17 protein-coding genes are annotated in these 16,042 nt (G+C 70.1%); 13 read left to right on the top strand and 4 right to left on the bottom strand.

Annotation, left to right across the window (positions count from 1 at the left end; genetic code table 11):
* Window positions 1–31 precede the first annotated feature (31 nt).
* Window positions 32–2,170, bottom strand: a complete 2,139-nt coding sequence (locus ACZ5ID_RS10270; RefSeq protein ID WP_468895496.1) for a M4 family metallopeptidase — start codon at window positions 2,168–2,170, stop codon at window positions 32–34.
* A gap of 283 nt (window positions 2,171–2,453) precedes the next feature.
* Here ACZ5ID_RS10270 and ACZ5ID_RS10265 point away from each other — a divergent pair, with 283 nt between their 5' ends.
* From ACZ5ID_RS10265 to ACZ5ID_RS10235, 7 genes are all read left to right on the top strand, one after another.
* A complete protein-coding gene (locus ACZ5ID_RS10265) occupies window positions 2,454–3,386 on the top strand; it encodes a hypothetical protein (protein WP_468895493.1) in 933 nt (310 codons plus the stop codon).
* A 227-nt stretch (window positions 3,387–3,613) separates the two neighbouring features.
* On the top strand, window positions 3,614–4,420 hold the full coding sequence (locus ACZ5ID_RS10260) for a VOC family protein (RefSeq protein WP_468895490.1): 807 nt from the start codon (window positions 3,614–3,616) through the stop codon (window positions 4,418–4,420).
* Between the two features lie 251 nt (window positions 4,421–4,671).
* The gene (locus ACZ5ID_RS10255; protein ID WP_468895487.1) at window positions 4,672–5,748 is read left to right on the top strand and encodes an alpha/beta fold hydrolase; all 1,077 of its coding nucleotides are present in this window, start codon (window positions 4,672–4,674) and stop codon (window positions 5,746–5,748) included.
* A 98-nt stretch (window positions 5,749–5,846) separates the two neighbouring features.
* Entirely contained in the window at window positions 5,847–6,041 is a 195-nt protein-coding gene (locus ACZ5ID_RS10250; protein ID WP_468895484.1) for a hypothetical protein, read from the top strand.
* Window positions 6,042–6,107: 66 nt separating this feature from the next.
* The gene (locus ACZ5ID_RS10245; RefSeq protein WP_468895481.1) at window positions 6,108–6,668 is read left to right on the top strand and encodes a CGNR zinc finger domain-containing protein; all 561 of its coding nucleotides are present in this window, start codon (window positions 6,108–6,110) and stop codon (window positions 6,666–6,668) included.
* A 758-nt stretch (window positions 6,669–7,426) separates the two neighbouring features.
* Window positions 7,427–9,763, top strand: coding sequence for a collagenase (locus ACZ5ID_RS10240; protein WP_468895478.1), 2,337 nt, complete (start codon window positions 7,427–7,429; stop codon window positions 9,761–9,763).
* A gap of 327 nt (window positions 9,764–10,090) precedes the next feature.
* Window positions 10,091–10,504, top strand: a complete 414-nt coding sequence (locus ACZ5ID_RS10235; RefSeq protein ID WP_468895475.1) for a hypothetical protein — start codon at window positions 10,091–10,093, stop codon at window positions 10,502–10,504.
* 168 nt (window positions 10,505–10,672) lie between these two features.
* Here ACZ5ID_RS10235 and ACZ5ID_RS10230 read toward each other — a convergent pair whose 3' ends face one another.
* Entirely contained in the window at window positions 10,673–10,900 is a 228-nt protein-coding gene (locus ACZ5ID_RS10230; RefSeq protein WP_468895472.1) for a hypothetical protein, read from the bottom strand.
* 60 nt (window positions 10,901–10,960) lie between these two features.
* Between ACZ5ID_RS10230 and ACZ5ID_RS10225 the strand changes: the two genes are divergently transcribed.
* Entirely contained in the window at window positions 10,961–11,164 is a 204-nt protein-coding gene (locus tag ACZ5ID_RS10225) for a hypothetical protein (protein WP_468895469.1), read from the top strand.
* Window positions 11,161–11,364 (top strand): hypothetical protein, encoded by a 204-nt coding sequence (locus tag ACZ5ID_RS10220; RefSeq protein WP_468895466.1) that lies wholly within the window; start codon window positions 11,161–11,163, stop codon window positions 11,362–11,364. The genes ACZ5ID_RS10225 and ACZ5ID_RS10220 overlap by 4 nt, the downstream gene beginning before the upstream one ends.
* Window positions 11,365–11,374: 10 nt before the next feature.
* Here ACZ5ID_RS10220 and ACZ5ID_RS10215 read toward each other — a convergent pair whose 3' ends face one another.
* A complete protein-coding gene (locus ACZ5ID_RS10215) occupies window positions 11,375–11,995 on the bottom strand; it encodes a TetR/AcrR family transcriptional regulator (RefSeq protein ID WP_468895463.1) in 621 nt (206 codons plus the stop codon).
* A gap of 36 nt (window positions 11,996–12,031) precedes the next feature.
* On the opposite strand from ACZ5ID_RS10215, the gene ACZ5ID_RS10210 reads away from it, so the two are divergent.
* The 3 genes from ACZ5ID_RS10210 to ACZ5ID_RS10200 all read left to right on the top strand — a co-directional run bounded on the left by ACZ5ID_RS10210 (window position 12,032) and on the right by ACZ5ID_RS10200 (window position 14,327).
* Window positions 12,032–12,829 (top strand): alpha/beta fold hydrolase, encoded by a 798-nt coding sequence (locus ACZ5ID_RS10210; protein WP_468895460.1) that lies wholly within the window; start codon window positions 12,032–12,034, stop codon window positions 12,827–12,829.
* Window positions 12,830–13,078: 249 nt separating this feature from the next.
* A complete protein-coding gene (locus tag ACZ5ID_RS10205; protein WP_468895457.1) occupies window positions 13,079–13,819 on the top strand; it encodes a VOC family protein in 741 nt (246 codons plus the stop codon).
* Between the two features lie 124 nt (window positions 13,820–13,943).
* On the top strand, window positions 13,944–14,327 hold the full coding sequence (locus ACZ5ID_RS10200; protein WP_468895454.1) for a tautomerase family protein: 384 nt from the start codon (window positions 13,944–13,946) through the stop codon (window positions 14,325–14,327).
* A 59-nt stretch (window positions 14,328–14,386) separates the two neighbouring features.
* On the opposite strand, the gene ACZ5ID_RS10195 is transcribed toward ACZ5ID_RS10200, so the two are convergent.
* On the bottom strand, window positions 14,387–15,286 hold the full coding sequence (locus ACZ5ID_RS10195; RefSeq protein ID WP_468895451.1) for an NAD-dependent protein deacetylase: 900 nt from the start codon (window positions 15,284–15,286) through the stop codon (window positions 14,387–14,389).
* 197 nt (window positions 15,287–15,483) lie between these two features.
* Here ACZ5ID_RS10195 and ACZ5ID_RS10190 point away from each other — a divergent pair, with 197 nt between their 5' ends.
* The gene (locus tag ACZ5ID_RS10190; RefSeq protein WP_468896170.1) at window positions 15,484–16,029 is read left to right on the top strand and encodes a GNAT family N-acetyltransferase; all 546 of its coding nucleotides are present in this window, start codon (window positions 15,484–15,486) and stop codon (window positions 16,027–16,029) included.
* The last annotated feature ends 13 nt before the right edge of the window (window positions 16,030–16,042 follow it).

The following is a 16,042-nucleotide window of genomic DNA, read 5'->3' as shown; positions in this document are numbered from 1 at the left end:
GATCGGGGCCGGTGCCGTGTGGTGCGCCGGATCAGCCGGTCGTGACCGAGGTGTCGTCGATCAGGAAGCTGGTGGCCAGCGAGGAGTCCTCGGCGCCGGTGAACTTGATGGTGACCGTCTTGCCCTTGAAGGCGGACAGGTCGAGGGTGCGCTGGACGTAGCCGCTCGGCGTGGCGTTGGAGTACGTCGCCAGGGTGGTCGTCGTGGTGCCGGAGACGACCTGCGCCTTGAGGGTGTCGTACGCGGTGCTGCCGGTCTCCTTGGTGTCGATCGCGAGCCAGAAGGAGAGCTTCGGGGCCGCGGCCGTCGCCGGGATGGTCACCGACTGGGACAGGGTGTCGGTGTGGGAGGAGCCGTAGCCGTCGAGCCAGGCGTAGTACGAGCCGGCGTGGGCGGTGGCGCCGGTGTCATTGGTGATGGCACCGGAGGACGCGGACCAGTTCGTCGCGCCCGACTCGAAGCCCGGGTTGAGCAGCAGGTTGGAGCCGCTCGGCGGCTGCGTGGTCCCGCCGCCGCAGGTGGTGCCCGTGGGGGCGACGGCGACGCCGCTCCAGGCCTTCTCGACGGTGGTGCACTGGGTGCTGCTGGCGCCGTACAGGTCGGTCGCGGCCTTGATGGTCGCGGTACGGGCGTCCGCGTACGTGGAGGCGGCCGTCAGGTACGTGGTGAGCGCGCGGTACCAGATCTTGCCGGTGGCGTCGTTGCCGAGGCCGGTGACCGTACCGCCGTCGCAGGTCGGGCTGTTGCCGTAGCTGGACGAGCCGGAACCGACCGCCATCAGGTAGAACCAGTGGTTGCCTACGCCCGACGAGTAGTGCGGGTCCAGGTTCTTGGTGTTGGTGGTCCAGCAGCTCTGGGAGACGCCGTCCTTCTTCGGGTCGTCCATGTACCGCAGCGGCGTGGAGCCGATCTTCTCGCCGATGAGGTAGTCGGGCGTGTCCGCGGGGCTCTTGGCGTTGAACTCGACCAGCGTGCCGAAGATGTCCGAGGTGGACTCGTTCATGCCGCCCGCGTCACCGAAGTAGTTCAGGCCGGCGGTGGCGGCGGTGACGCCGTGGCTCATCTCGTGGCCGGCCACGTCCAGCTCGGTGAACGGCTTCTGGCCCGAGGCGCCGTCGCCGTAGATCATGCTGAAGCTGTCGTCGTCCCAGCCCGCGTTGGCGTAGTTGACGCCGTAGTGGACGAAGGAACGGGCGCCGACACCGTCGTTCTTGATGCCGTTGCGACCGTGGACGTTCTTGTAGTAGTCCCAGGTGGCCTGGATGCCGTAGTGGGCGTCCACGGCGACCGTGGCGCGGTCGCTGAGGGTGCCGTTGCCCCACACGTTGTCCGTGTCGGTGAACGCGGCGCCCCAGCCGGCCGGCGGCGAGTCGTTGGTGACGGTCTTGTTCTGGGCGTCCCGCGTCTCCCCGTTACCGCGGGTCGGGTCCTTCAGCTCGTATCCGCCGGAGACGCTGCTCGTGCCCAGCGTCACGTCGCCGACCTGGTAGCCGTGGCCGGTGCCCGAGGCGGCGGCGCCGGCGAGGGAGGAGGTCTGCGGCGCGGTGGCGGTCTGGCCCGGCACCACCGTGCTGTGGAAGGTGTTCCAGGACTTCCCGGCCTTGCCGGTCGTCGCGTCGACCAGCGTGTGGACGTGGCTGGGCGAGCCGTCGGGGGCGGTGCCGTCGACGACGACCTGCCAGGCGAGCGTCGGCGTGGCCGCGGTCGCGTCGACGACGAGATCGGCCTTGCTGCCCTTCCTGGTGCCCTTGAACTTCGCGACGGCCACGGCCACCGCGCGCTCCTTGCTGACCTTCGGCGTCACCGACAGCGACAGCGGGGCCTTGAGGGTGAGCGAGGTCGAGCTCAGCTCACCGTTGGGGGCCGAGTGCACGATGACGTCACCGCCGAGGACCGGCAGGCCCTGGTAGCGACGGTCCAGGTGGACGTGGCGGGTGCCGTCCTTGTCGACGGTCACGTCGTGCGCCACGAAGGTGTCGTGGACGCCGGCCCGGACCGCATGGGGGCTGGCGGCCACCTCGGCGGTGGCATCCCGCAGGGCCTGCGTCTTGCTCACCTTCGGCGAGACGGCTCGGGGGCCCTTGGCGGCGGAGGCGGGGGTACCCGCACCGGCTATCAGAAGGCCGCTGACCGCGAGGGACAGCGTGCCGACGAACACAGATCGTTTCATGAGGCCGGAGAATGGCGGGATTTGGGTCTCCGGGGCAATGAGATGCCAATACTGTTTAATAAGCAGCCCTGTGAAACGAGCATGACAAGTAACGGGCATGTGTCCCCGCTGTTTCCTGCCCTGATGGGCGTGTGTGCGGAGACCTGACCGAACGGTCGGTGATCCTCCCGGCGCAACCGGGGCCTCCGTCAAGACTGTTCAGATCGTGACCTGCGTCACCCGCCGTTTGGCCGGAAGTCGCTAGCATGTGATAACCCCGCACGGCACGCAGGACGGATCACCTGTGCCCACTCAAGCCCCCCTGCCCGAACTGGCCGACGCCCTGCGCCACGGCCCGTTCGAGACCGCGCTCGACTGTGCGGTGCGCGCCAGTGGCCTCAGTCTGGAACGCATCCAGCACCGGCTGGCGGCCCGCGGGGTCGCGGTCAGCGTGACCACGCTCAGCTACTGGCGACGCGGCCGGAGCCGCCCGGAACGCCCCCAGTCCCGCCAGGCCGTACGGCTCCTGGAGGAACTGCTCGGCCTGCCAACCGACTCCCTGGTCTCCCTGCTCGGCCCGCAGCGCCCGCGCGGACGCTGGGTCAACCGCGCGCCCCAGACCCTGGATACGGAGCACCTGTGGCAGCAGTACAAGAGCCTGCCCGGCCTGCTCGACGCGATGGGCTCCACCGACGACGGACTGACCCGGCTCGCCGTGCACGACCGGTACGAGATCGACGAGAACGGCGCCGAGCGACGGCTGACCGTCACCATGGTGCTGCGCGCCGAGCACGAGCGGGTCGACCGGCTGGTGCTGATCAGCCGGGGCGACGACCCGCAGCGCGACCTGCCCGAGATCGTCGGTATCCGCAATGCCCGTAAAGGGCGGGTGCGTTCAGATACGTCCGTGCCGCTGTCCGTCGCGGAACTGCTCCTCGACCGGGTGCTCACCAAGGGTGAGACCGACGTGATCGAGTACACCTACGCCTTCTCGACCACCGGTGCCCGCACCAGCGAGGTCGGCACCGGCTTCCGCGCGCCCGCCCGGCTCTACACCCTTGAGGTCCAGTTCCACCCCGACGCCGTCCCGGTCCGCTGCCACCGCTACTCCGGCACCACAGCGGGCGGCCCCATGCACCCCGCCGAACAGGTCTGGATCAGCGCGTCGGGCCGCGCCGCGTTCACCGTGGAGGACCCGGGGCCGGGGTTCCAGGCGATGCGCTGGGAGTGGGAGTGAGTGAAGTAGGGGGACGCGTGGGCGGGGGAGTGGCGGCGGTGCCGCGCGCCGTCGGCCATCCGTAGGGGCGCGGCAACGAGCGGGGCGGGCCCGTCGTCGTGGTGACCCGGCGCGCCGCCGCCCACCGGGCGCGCTGCGCCACCGTTCATCCGTTCGGCTCGGTTGGCGGTCCGGGGGCCGGGTACAGAACGCCCCGTCCGACCCCACCACCTCCCCCGGAGGCATCCGTGCCCGACAAAACCGGTCCCTACAAGCCCGGCACCCCCTGCTGGATCGACCTGATGGTCCCCGACCAGCAGGCAGCCCTCGACTTCTACTGCGATCTCTTCGGCTGGCAGGGAGAAATCGGCTCGCCGGAGACCGGCGGCTACTCCGTATGCCTCCTCAAGGGCAAGCCGGTCGCCGGAATCATGAAGGCGATGGGCCCTGACGGCTCCGTGCCCGACCCGATGCCGCCGACCGCGTGGACCACGTACCTGGCCACCGACTCCGTCGACGCCACCGTCAAAGCCGTCACCGACGCGGGCGGCACGGTGGTGATGGGCCCGCAGGACGTCATGGACCTCGGCCGGATGGCCGTCATCGCCGACCCGACCGGCGCCGTCGTCGGCCTGTGGCAGGCCGGCACCTTCGACGGCGCGGGCATCGTCAACGAGCACGGCGCTCTCATCTGGAACGAACTGAACACGGGCGACACCCGCGCCGCCGCCGAGTTCTACGGGGCGGTCCTGCCGCTTGAGGCCGCACCCACCCAGATGGCGGGCGCCGAGGGCTACATCGAGTTCAAGGTCGGCGGACGCGCGATCGGCGGCATGATGGACCTCGCCGCTCTCCCGCCGGGAGTCCCGCCGAACTGGATGCCGTACTTCGGCGTGGACGACGTCGACAGCATCCAGAGCGCCGCCGTGCGCGCGGGTGGATCGGTGCTCGCTCCGGCGTTCGACATGGCCGCCGGCCGTATGGCGGTGCTCGCGGACCCGCAGGGCGGGAGCTTCTCGGTGATCAAGGCCGGGGCGCCGCAGCAGCCGGAGTAGCCCGGCAGGCGCCCGGCCGTCCGACTTGGGGCGGCCGGGCCCTGCCCGCTCCAGGGAGCACGTTCATCACTCGTTCAAAGGGTGACTCTGTCGCGCGTCATTGTGCGCGGTAACCAGCACGCCGACGGTCAGATTTGTGCTGCACCAGGATCGGGCCCGGGATGCGTCACCGTCTTGACCGGTGACGCATCCCGTGCGAAAGTCAGGTCATCGCGCATCGCCGTACACGTGAACGGACGAGGGGGCTTCACATGATCAACAGGCGTGGTTTCAGCAAGGCGATAGGGCTGGGGACGGGTGCGGCTGCCCTCTCCCTCACCGGGCCGCACGGTCCGCAGGCCGCGTCCGCCGCCCCGCTGCACGAGCCCACGGCCCCGGACTCGGCCCCGGACTCCGCCCCGGCGGTGGCGACCGGCCCGCACACCGCGTTCAGTCGGCCGAAGCAGATCAGGGCCGGGTTGCTGAACGTCGGCTATGTCGAGCTGGGGCCCGCCCACGGTCCCGCCGTCATCTGTCTGCACGGCTGGCCGTACGACATCCACAGCTACGTCGATGTCGCGCCGATCCTGGCCGAGGCGGGCTACCGGGTCATCGTCCCGTACCTGCGTGGCCACGGCACGACACGCTTCCTCTCCGGCCGGACGTTCCGCAACGCCCAGCAGTCCGCCATCGCACTCGACATCGTCGCCCTCATGGACGCCCTGAAGATCGAGAAGGCCGTCCTGGCCGGCTTCGACTGGGGCTCGCGGACCGCCGACATCATCGCTGCGCTCTGGCCGGACCGCTGCAAGGCCCTCGTGTCGGTGAGCGGGTACCTCATCACGAGTCGCGAGGCCAACCTGAAGCCGTTGTCCGCGAAGGCCGAACACACCTGGTGGTACCAGTACTACTTCGCCACCGAGCGAGGCCGGCAGGCCATGGAGGACGAGGGCCTGCGACGAGATCTGACCAGACTCGTCTGGGAGACGGTCTCCCCGACCTGGGCCTTCGACGAAGCGACCTTCGAGCGTACGGCCGCGGCCTTCGACAATCCCGACTACGCGGCCGTCGTCATCCACAACTACCGGTGGCGGCTGAGCCTCGCGGACGGGGAACGCCGTTACGACGCGCTGGAGAAGCGGCTCGCCGCCCGGCCGTTCATCGGGGTTCCCACCATCACTCTCGATGCCGAGCGGGATCCCTTCACGGCTCCGGGCAACGGCACCTCGTACCGGGACAGGTTCCCCGGTGCGTACGAGCACCGCACCCTCACGGGGATCGGTCACAACCTGCCGCAGGAGGCGCCCGCCGCCTTCGCCCAGGCCGTCCTCGACGCGGACAGCATGTGACACCACCGTCACCTGACAGCAGGGTGACGCGCGGGACCTGATCCGCGAGCGCCATCTGCCACCGAGGCCACATCCCCACGACCGAACGGAGTCCAGCCATGGAGAGCACCCGCACGACGGACAACGCCGCGGCGGCACGTCGAGCACGGTTCGGCAGCCTGCCCGACCGGATTCGCCAGGAGGACATGGTCGAGGAGAAGGTCGCGACGCCGCCCGACCCGACCCGGTATGCCTTCAATGCGGAGGCCTCGTGGAGGTCCTTCTCCTGCCTCGCCGTCGACCTGGGCCTGTGAGCGGCCCAGTTTCCCGGCGTGCGGCGAGGCTTGCGACGCTCTGTCGTCACCTGTCAAAATGGTGATGTGAATCTCGATCATGTCTTCGTCTGCGGGAACCCGGCACTCGACTTCGTCGCCACCCTCCGGGCGCGCCGCTCGCTGCGTTTCGAGATGTTCGCCGAGCCGGACAGGCTGAACGCGTGGTACGTGGAATCCGGCATCGTCGACGCGGTCTCCCCCTGCCGGGAGGCCGATGTCGAGGAGGCGACCACCGTACGGGAAGCCATGTACCAGCTGGTCACCGCCCGAAGGCTCGCGGAGAAATACGACGGCGCCGCACTGACCGTACTCAACAACGCGGCACGCAGGCCGTCGGCGGTGCCCCAGCTCACCCCCTCGGGGCGATGGACGCAGGCGACCCCGGAGGAAGCTCTCTCCCTGGTGGCGCGGCACGCCATCGAGCTCCTGAACGGGCCGGACGTGCCCCTGCTCAAGGAGTGCGGCAACCCGGAGTGCACCCGCACCTACATCGACCGATCGCGCGGCATGCGTCGGCAGTGGTGCGGGATGGAGTCCTGCGGCAACAAGATCAAGGCAGCGGCATACCGCGCCCGCAAGAAGACCACCCCCGCACAGGCCCTTTGACGCAACCGGTGCCCCCCGCTTGCGCGGCCTGGCTCACCTGCCGCTTGGGCCCCCCACGCCTTCCTGAGCCGATACGGATCAGCACACCCACCGCACCTGACGTATATAACAAGCCCGCTTGGCTGGAAAAGACCTTTCGGCTCCGCCGGACCTGGAGCTGATCCCAACACCTCGGCGCATCCGCCCCTCAGCCCGTCACCCGGTCGCTCCTTCCTCACCGCCGCCGCGTACCCCGGACCCAAACACCCAGCTGAGCACTGCCGTTGGCTCCCCGTGGGTCCCGTTCGTCGCAGGCGCCCCACGCGTCCGTCGGGATTCCTCAACTGCCGGGTATTGCGGCTGCTTTACCCGCGCTCCCTTCCCAAGCCATGTGACATGTGCAATTTTGCTGGCTGCGACCACCCCACGTCGCGTTCAAGCCAACGGAACAACAGTCCGTGGGTCATCGGAGCCTGCGCCGGGACGTCCGTACGTACAGAGGCGGCCCGGCGGAGGAGTCCGGTGGCCTGCGGGCTACCCCCCACCGCCGCGCGCGGCAGCGCGGCTTTCACTCCGCTGGGAGGCGGCACGTGAAGACCCCAACAGTCAGACCAGGACAAAGCCTTGGCGGCCTGCTCATACTCGCGCTCGCGCTGTGTCTCTCGATAGCCGTGCTCACCCCGGCCGGTCACGCCGCCGCGGTCGAGCACCGAGGGCCGGCCCCGCGGCCCGCGGCCGGCGCGCACACCGCCCCGCCGCCGGCCGGATCGAAGACGGCCGTGTCCGACCGCGCCGATGAACGCCGGACCCCGATCGACGCCTCACACCGGCCGCCGCAGAACCCGGTCCCCACCCGTACCGCCCCGTCGAAGCCGAGCCATGCGGAGGGCCTGACCGCGGCCTCCTGCACGCCGGCCGACTTCGGCAGCCGCAGCGGATCGGCCCTCGTGGCGTTCGTCCAGGCATCGACCACGGACTGCGTGAACACCCTGTTCGCCCTCACCGGCACCGACGCCCGCAACGCGTTCCGCGAGGTGCAGATGGTCACCGTCGCCAACGCGTTCCAGAACACCGCACGGACCTACCCCGGCGACAACTCCACCCATGTGTGGCAGCTCGTGCTGTTCCTGCGCGCTGGGTACTACGTGCAGTTCAACCACGCCTCGGACGTCGGGCCGTACGGGGCGACGCTCTCCTCGGCGACCGAGGCCGCGCTGGACACCTTCTTCGCGTCCCCGCACTTCATGGACGTGAGCTCCGCCAACGGCGACGTCATGGGCGAGGTCGTCATCCTGACGGACAGCGCCGACGAGCAGGCCCGCTATCTGAAGACGTACCAGCGGGTGCTCAACGGCTACAACAGCTCCTACGACGCGTACTGGAGCATGGACACCGCCGTCAACGACGTGTTCACCCCGATCTTCCGCGGCCACTGGAACCCGGCGTTCCTCAAGGCCGTGACCGCCGACACGAGCCTCATCGACACGCTGAGCACGTTCGCGCACAACCACCGCGACAAGCTGAACGACACCTGGTTCTACCTCGACTCCAACGCCGGCACCGAGACCGCCCGCTTCCTCGACACCCCGGCGCTACAGGCCAAGGTGAGGCCGCTCGCCAAGGGGCTCCTCGGGGATTCCGCCGTCACCGGTGCGACAGCGCCCCTGTGGGTCGGGGTCGCCGCCATGACCGACACCTACGACAGAGCCCAGTGTTCGTACTACGGGACGTGCGACTTCGTCGGCCGGCTCACCGCCGCCGCGCTGCCGATCACCTACCGGTGCGACGCCGCCCACACCTTCCGCGCCCAGTCCCTCACCAACGCGGCGCTCACCGCCGCCTGTACCAGCCTCCAGGGCCAGGACGCGTACTTCCACAGCATCGTCAAGGACAACGGGCCCGTCGCCGACGACCACAACGCGAACATCGAGATCGTCACGTTCGCGAGCCCCAAGGACTACCGGACCTACTCCGGCTGGATCTTCGGCAACAGCACCGACAACGGGGGTGAATACCTGGAGGGAAACCCCTCCGATCCGGCCAACCAGGCCCGCTTCCTCTCGTACGTCAAGAGCGTCAACGACGGCTTCCCGGGCGACATCTGGAACCTCAACCACGAGTACACCCACTACCTCGACGGACGCTACGACATGGCCGGCGACTTCAAGGCCGGAGACGCCGTGCCGGACATCTGGTGGATCGAGGGCTTCGCGGAGTACGTCTCGTACAGCTACCGCGGGCTGCCCGACACCGAGGCCATCGCCGACGCGGCCCAGCACACCTACGCGCTCAGCACCCTGTGGGAGAGCACCTACACCAACTCGAATCTGTCGCGCACCTACCCATGGGGGTATCTGGCCACCCGCTACATGATCGAGAAGCACCCCGTCGACGTGCAGAACATGCTGGCCAAGTTCCGCGCCGGTGACTACGCCGGGGGATACGCGGTCTACCACACCGGCATCGGCACCCGCTATGACGCCGACTTCGTCACCTGGCTCGACGCCTGCGCCGCCGGAGCCTGCGGCAGTACGGGCAACGGCCCCACCGCCGCCTTCGACGCGAGCGTCTCCGGACTGACCGTGAACCTCACGGACCGCTCCACCGATACCGGTAGCACCATCACTGCCCGTTCGTGGAGCTTCGGCGACGGCACCACGTCCACGGCGGCCGGCCCGTCCAAGACCTACACCGCCCCCGGCACATACACGATCTCCCTGACCGTGACCGACGCCAAAGGCCTGACCTCCACCAGCAGCAAGGCCGTGACCCTCAGCGGCGCCCTGCCGACCTGCACGAACGCCGACAGCCGCGTCCTGGACCGCAACTGCTCCCGCTCCGGGCGCTCCGCGAAGGCGGGCGACCTGGACTACCTGTACCTGTACATGCCGGCCGGCACCGTCACGCTGCGCATCACCACCGCCGGAGGCACGGGCAACGCGGACCTCTACTACAACCCCACCACCTGGGCGGGACCGTCGGCGTACACCGTCCGCTCGACGAACGCGGGGAACACCGAAGCCATCACCGTCACCAACACCACGGCCGGATACCGGTACGTCAGCCTGTACGCGCAGACCGCGTTCAGCGGCGTCACGGTCACCACGGCCTACTGATCCCCTCCCGAACGGCGGCTCGAATCCGCTGTGCCCTCCTCTGTGCCCTCCTCGTCCGTCCGCCTGTGCGGGCGGGCGAGGAGGGCACCACTGCACCCACCGGGAGGGGTGCGGCGTACACCCCGATGGGCGAGCGCAAGCCGCGCGGTGGGGTGGTCGGTGCGGGTGGTGGCGGCTCGCGGGGCCATGGGACCGCTGGCATGGGCCGGTGACACGCGCAGGACAACACCTCCAGGATGAAAAGCATCTCATCAGGTAAGAAGCGAACAAACAGACCCAACTCGCTCAAGCGTGAGATCTAGGGCTTTTCAACTGAGAGGGATCTTCATGGCCATCACCAAGCGGCACTCCCTGTGTATCGCCGCCGTGGGCGTCGTCAGCGCGGCATCCGTCGCGCTCGCGGGAACCGTCGCCTCCGCCGCCGCCCCGGCCACGGCCGGAGCCTCCGCCGCGAAGGCGACCACCGTCAAGGCCGGCATCACCGCGCAGTCCTCGGTGACCTCGGTGAAGGCGTGGCGGCTGTTCCGGGTCACCGGCTCGGCGACCGGTCTGAAGCCGGGCAGCCGGGTCGTCCTCCAGCAGAAGCAGGGCAAGCGGTGGGTCAGCCTGCCCGCTGTGACCCCGCTCAAGTCCAAGGGCACCTACTCGCTCGGCGTCATGCTGGGGCTGAAGGGCAGGAACGACCTGCGCATCGTGAACGGAAACACCGCGTCGCCGGTGTTCCGTGTGGCGGTTCGCTGACCCCTTTCCGCCTCGTGAGGTGGTGCCGGCAGTCAGCGGACCGCGACTGAGGGAAGCGCCCCGGCCGGCTGCGATACCGACCGGGGCCCTTTCGTCGCCCGTCCTCGGGGCCGGCCGTACGGTCCGGCCCGGCTGAGGCGTCCCGCGTACGTGTCGTCGCCCGGCCGCCTACGGCCGTACCTCCCGGCGCGCGTGCTCGCGCAGCGCCATCCGGGCCGCGGGGGAGGGGCCCTCCGGGCCCCAGTGCGGGTGGGCGGCGATGAGGACGGAGAGCCGCTGGAGCCTGCGCCGGGCGGCGGCCGTCCCGCCCGGCGCGGGGTCGGTCAGCCGCCGGTACGCGTCGTACCACGCCACCTGGGCCATCACGAGATCACGGGGGAAGGGGAAGGTTGCCATGGCGGTATTAGACAGTGCGTTCGAATTGGCAGGCAAAAGCGCAGGTGGAATACTCCCGCCGTGACTCCAACCCGCCGTTCCCTCGGCACCGGCCCCCGGGCCCCACAGTCCCCGGCGCCGACCGCCGAAACCCGTCCCCGCCTGCGCGCCACCGAGGCCGACCTCGACACCGGCCCCCTGGACCAGGCCCACCTCCCCGATGTCGACGATCTCCGGGCTCGGGGCGTACTGAACCCCGTACCCCTGGAAGACTCGACTCCGTGAGCACCACGCGCCGCCCCCTGGGCACCGGCCCCCGCACGGCCGACGACGAGCAGTCCCGTACCGACGAGTGCGGCGCGGCCGTCGAGCGCGCGCCGGCCGTCGGCGGCGGCACCCCGCTCCCGTCCCCGAAGCCCGGACCCCCGCCCGGTGGCCGCCGTCGCCCGCTGGGCAGCGGCCCCGACACCGCTGCCGACCGCTAGCCGTCGCGGGTCAGGACGTTGGTGACGTGAGTTGTCGGCAGATCAGTTGGTGAGCAAGTCGCGCCGTCGCGAGCAGGTCCTCGCGAGCCGTGTCGACGTTGGACCGCACTGACAGTCCGTGCCAGACGGATTGGATGAGCCCGGTCAGGACCGCCGCGTTGGTGCCCGCGGTCAGTTCTCCGTCCCGGATCGCTCGCTCGACGCGCACGAGGAGGGCCTGCTCGTTCGAGCTGTGCAGTTCGGCGACGTAGGCGCTGGTGTCGAGCGTGCTCGTGCTGTCGGTCATCACGGCACTGCTGATGAGGCACCCCGGGTGTGTGCCGCTCGGCTGGGTGAACTCGCGGACCGAGTCGGTCAGGACGCGTTCGATGACGGTTTGGATGCGGTCCTCGGCGACAGCCTGCTGGTAGATCTCGCGGTACCGCTCGGCGTAGGTCCGCACCGCTTCCTCGAACAGTCCGGCCTTGCTGCCGAAGGCGGCGTAGAGGCTGGACGTGGAGAGCCCGAGGGCCGCGGTCAGGGTGCGGGTCGAGGTGCCGGAGTAGCCGCGTCGCCAGAAGAGGCGAGCGGCTTCGAGGACCGCACGGTCGCGGTCGAAGGCTCGGGGGCGTCCACGGGTGCGTTCGGTCACGCTTGCATTGTAGATCGTTCGCTCCATAATAGATTTATGGAGCGGACGATTCAGAAAAAGGTCGCAGTCGGCGGGGACAGCTGGGTCACGGTCGATGTATACGGGGAGCCGGACGCTCCGGGCCTCGTCATCGTCCCGGGCGTCATGAGCGATGCGCACACGTGGCGCCGGGTCGTGGGCGCCATCGAGGCCTGGCCCTCGGTGATAGTCGTAAACCGTCGGGGACGCACTCCCTCGGGGCCCTTGACCACTTCCTACTCGCTGCGGACAGAGGTCGAGGACCTGGGCGTGGTCCTCGACGAGTTCGACAGCACGAGGGCGCTCTTCGGCTGGAGCTACGGCGGCTTGATCACCTTGCTGGCCGCCAACGACCGCCCGGTTCCCCAAGTGATCGCCTACGAACCGGTGATGCGGCCGTTCGGACGCCAGGCGGTGCCGGACCTGAAGAGCGCAGCGGAGGCGGCGGACTGGGATCGCAGCGTCGAGATCATCAATCGGCAGATTTCCGGCTTCTCCGCTGCGCATGTCGAGGATCTTCGGGCCGATCGGCACGGTTGGGCGATCTTGCGTCGCTTGAGCGAACCGCTGTACGCCGAACTCGGCGCGCTCAACGCGGCGCCGCCTCCGGAGGTGATGGCGCGACGGGCAGATCAAGTGGACCTGATCATCGGCCGGCGCAACCGCGGAACAGCCCCCTACGGAACGTCGTTCGACCATGTGCGGCAGCATGTCGCTCACGCCGGAGTCCACGAGCTCGCCGGGCAGGGCCATCTGGCCCACATTGAGGCGCCGGCAGAGCTTGGCCACCTGCTCAACAGCCTCGCCGCCATCTGACGGGCACCCATGCCAACGCACCGCTCTCCATTGAGGGCCGCAGACGATTTGTCGAGCGGTGCGAGTCACGTCCGATCGCCCACGTTGCCGCGGAGATGGACATCTCCAGGGCATGCGCCTCCAAGTGGGAGGCGGGTGGTTGTCCGCCGGAAAATCCGGATGCGGGGGCCGCGCGGCCACGTCTAGGCTGCGCTCGCGGCGCGGGTCAGGCACCGTATCGGGCCGTCAAGGATCGGAGTTGTACGGGGTATGAGCAGTCATCTGTCCGCGATCTGCTTCAACGCGACCAGGCCGTCGGACCTGGCGCGTTTCTGGTCCGGCGTCCTGGGCTGGAAGCCGACCGACGACCCGGGCGAGGGCATCGCGATCCTGCCTCCCGATCCCACCGGGTTCCGCATCCGTTTCCTGCCGAGCCAGGAGCCGAAGACCGGCCCGAACCGGGCGCACTTCGACCTGACGAGCACCTTCCCCGAGGACCAGGGGCGGACGGTGGCCAGGGCGCTGGAGCTCGGCGGCCAGCACATCGATGTGGGCCAACTCCCGGAAGAGGGCCATGTGGTGCTCGCCGACCCGGACGGCAACGAGTTCTGCGTGATTCCGGCGGGCAACAAGTTCCTCGCCGACACCGGCTTCATCGGAGCGCTGGCCTGCGACGGTACACAGGAGGTCGGCTACTTCTGGAGTCGTGCGCTCGGGTGGCCGCTGGTCTGGGACCAGGACGAGGAGACCGCGATCCAGTCGCCGGACGGCGGCACGAAGATCACCTGGGGCGGCCCTCCCGTGGCGCCGAAGACGGGTGCGAACCGGCTGTACCTGGAGTTGACGCTTCCCGTGGACGCGGACTGGCAGGCGGAGGTGGCCCGTTTGGTCGCGCTGGGCGCGAGGCGCCCCGACACCGAGGCCGACGCGCACACCGGCGAGCCGGCCGGGGGTCGCACGTTGCTGCTCGACCCGGACGGCAACGAGTTCGCGTTGCGGAGGGGCCGGTAGCGGGACGGCTGTTGGCCGGGATGGTCGGGATCAGTCGTCCGTCAGGGCCGGGCCGCCGCGAGTCTGTACCTACTAGTATGTACGATCAGGAGAGTACTTTGCCGATCCCGCCTCAGGAGGATGTATGCCGCTCGTACGCATCGATGTGCTGGGCGGTGACGCCGAGCGGCTGACGGCGCTGGGGCGGGCGGTCCACGAGGCGTTGGGCGAGGTGATGGGCTTTCCCGACGACGACCGGTTCCAGATCCTGACGGCACACGACGGCCGCGGTGGCGTCCTGCGGCACGGCACCTACCTCGGCGTACGGCGGGACGACGGCATCGTCTACGTGGCGATCACCTTGCGCGAGGGCCGGCCGGCCGCGCAGAAGCGGGCCCTGTACCGGCGCATCGCCGAACTCGCCCAGGAATACGCCGGAACGGAGCCCCGCAACGTTTTCGTGGTGCTGACCGAGAACACCGACGCCGACTGGTCGCTGGGCAACGGCGAGGCACAGTACCTCGATTGACCCGCGGCTGACGGAGGGTCGGCGCGCGGCGAGTTCCCACGGCCCGGTGGCCCGGCTCGTCAGACGGCCGCCGGGTCGTCCACGGGGATGCCCAGGCGCTCGGCGACGGTGGTGAGGGCCGTGCCCAGGGGGAGCGCGACCCGGGTGACGGCGTGCTGGTCGCCGCGGGTGGGATCCCGGTTGACGATCACGACGGGGGTACCGGCCTGCGCGGCCTGGCGTACGAAACGCAGCCCGGACATCACGGTCAGCGATGAGCCCAGGACGAGCAGGGACCTCGCCTCGGCCACCAGCGCGCGGCAGCGCGCGACCCGCCGCGGAGGGACGGTTTCGCCGAAGAACACCACGTCCGGCTTGAGGATGCCGCCGCAGACGGTGCAGGGCACCACGTGGAAGTCCGCGACCTGCGCGTCCGTGAGGTCGGCGTCGCCGTCGGGGTTGATTCCGGCGGCCACCGGCGCGAAACCCGGGTTCGCCTCCTCCAGCCGCCGGGCGAGCTCGCGGCGCGGGCTGACATCGCCGCAGGAGAGGCAGATGACACGGCCGAGGCCGCCGTGCAGCTCGACCACACCCTCGCTGCCCGCGGCCTGGTGCAGACCGTCCACGTTCTGGGTGATCACACCGTTGAGCAGGCCGTGCCGCCCGAACGCGGCCACGGCCCGGTGTCCGGCGTTGGGCCGCGCCCGTCCGAAGGTGCGCCAGCCCAGGTGGCTGCGTGCCCAGTACCGGCGCCTGGCCTGCGCACTGGCGGTGAAGTCCTGGTACGTCATCGGCGTGTGCCGGCTGAGGCTTCCGCCCTCGCCCCGGTAGTCGGGGATGCCCGACTCCGTGGAGAGGCCGGCCCCGCTGAGCACGAGCACACCGCCGGTGCTCAGCGCGTCGGCGACCGGCCCGAGGTCCGTGGTGCCGGGCGGGAGGCTCGTGTCGGGGGTCCAGCTCAGCGTGGGTCGCATGCGCATGCCGCCAGCGTACGAAACCGGCGGGGCGTCGGCACACGGCGGCCGTGTCCGGGTGCCCGGCCGAGCCGCCCCCCCCGCGCCGGGTGAGCTCGCGAGTGTCCGGGGTCGCGGCGCTCAGCGGCCCCCGTCGCGGTGCTCAGCCATCCCGGGCGCCCGGAAACAACCCTCGCACCCCCCGTCGGTATGCTGCGCCCGTGATGATCGACGGGGTGGCGATACGTGAGGTCTCACCCGGGGACGCGGCGGGCCTGGCGGAGACGCTGCGCCGCAACCGGGTGCCGATGCGGCCCTTCGAGCCGTACCGGCCCGAGGAGTTCTATACCGAGCACGGCCAGCGCGACAGGATCAGCGGACTGCTCGCGGAGCGCGCGGCAGGGCGCCTGCGGCCGTACGTACTGATCGAAGCGGCTACCGGCACCCCGGTGGGCGCCATCAACCTCGGCGGTATCGCCCTCGGCCCGTTCCGCAGCGGCGGACTGGGCTACTGGGTGGACCAGGAGTGGGCGGGCAGGGGACTGGCCACCGCCGCGGTGCGGGAGGCCTGCCGCATCGCCCGCGACGAACTCGGTCTGCACCGTGTGGAGGCCGGCACCCTGGTGGACAACATCGCCTCGCAGCGGGTGCTCGCCAAGGCCGGATTCGAGCAGTTCGGCACCGCCCCCAAGTACCTGCACATCAACGGTGCCTGGCGCGACCACCGCCTCTTCCAGCGGCTGCTGCACGACGACCCGCCCCCGCACTGACGGCGGGCGCGAG

This window comes from Streptomyces sp. NPDC031670, from assembly GCF_055580545.1.
This window is presented reverse-complemented; position numbering and strand designations above follow the sequence as displayed.

What these genes read in the sequence shown, in the direction of transcription:
- ACZ5ID_RS10270 (WP_468895496.1), bottom strand. Translation starts at nt 2,170, where the DNA reads ATGAAACGATCTGTGTTCGTCGGCACGCTGTCCCTCGCGGTCAGCGGC.
- ACZ5ID_RS10255 (WP_468895487.1), top strand. Translation starts at nt 4,672, where the DNA reads ATGATCAACAGGCGTGGTTTCAGCAAGGCGATAGGGCTGGGGACGGGT.
- ACZ5ID_RS10250 (WP_468895484.1), top strand. Translation starts at nt 5,847, where the DNA reads ATGGAGAGCACCCGCACGACGGACAACGCCGCGGCGGCACGTCGAGCA.
- ACZ5ID_RS10235 (WP_468895475.1), top strand. Translation starts at nt 10,091, where the DNA reads ATGGCCATCACCAAGCGGCACTCCCTGTGTATCGCCGCCGTGGGCGTC.
- ACZ5ID_RS10230 (WP_468895472.1), bottom strand. Translation starts at nt 10,900, where the DNA reads ATGGCAACCTTCCCCTTCCCCCGTGATCTCGTGATGGCCCAGGTGGCG.
- ACZ5ID_RS10210 (WP_468895460.1), top strand. Translation starts at nt 12,032, where the DNA reads ATGGAGCGGACGATTCAGAAAAAGGTCGCAGTCGGCGGGGACAGCTGG.
- ACZ5ID_RS10205 (WP_468895457.1), top strand. Translation starts at nt 13,079, where the DNA reads ATGAGCAGTCATCTGTCCGCGATCTGCTTCAACGCGACCAGGCCGTCG.
- ACZ5ID_RS10200 (WP_468895454.1), top strand. Translation starts at nt 13,944, where the DNA reads ATGCCGCTCGTACGCATCGATGTGCTGGGCGGTGACGCCGAGCGGCTG.
- ACZ5ID_RS10195 (WP_468895451.1), bottom strand. Translation starts at nt 15,286, where the DNA reads ATGCGCATGCGACCCACGCTGAGCTGGACCCCCGACACGAGCCTCCCG.
- ACZ5ID_RS10190 (WP_468896170.1), top strand. Translation starts at nt 15,484, where the DNA reads ATGATCGACGGGGTGGCGATACGTGAGGTCTCACCCGGGGACGCGGCG.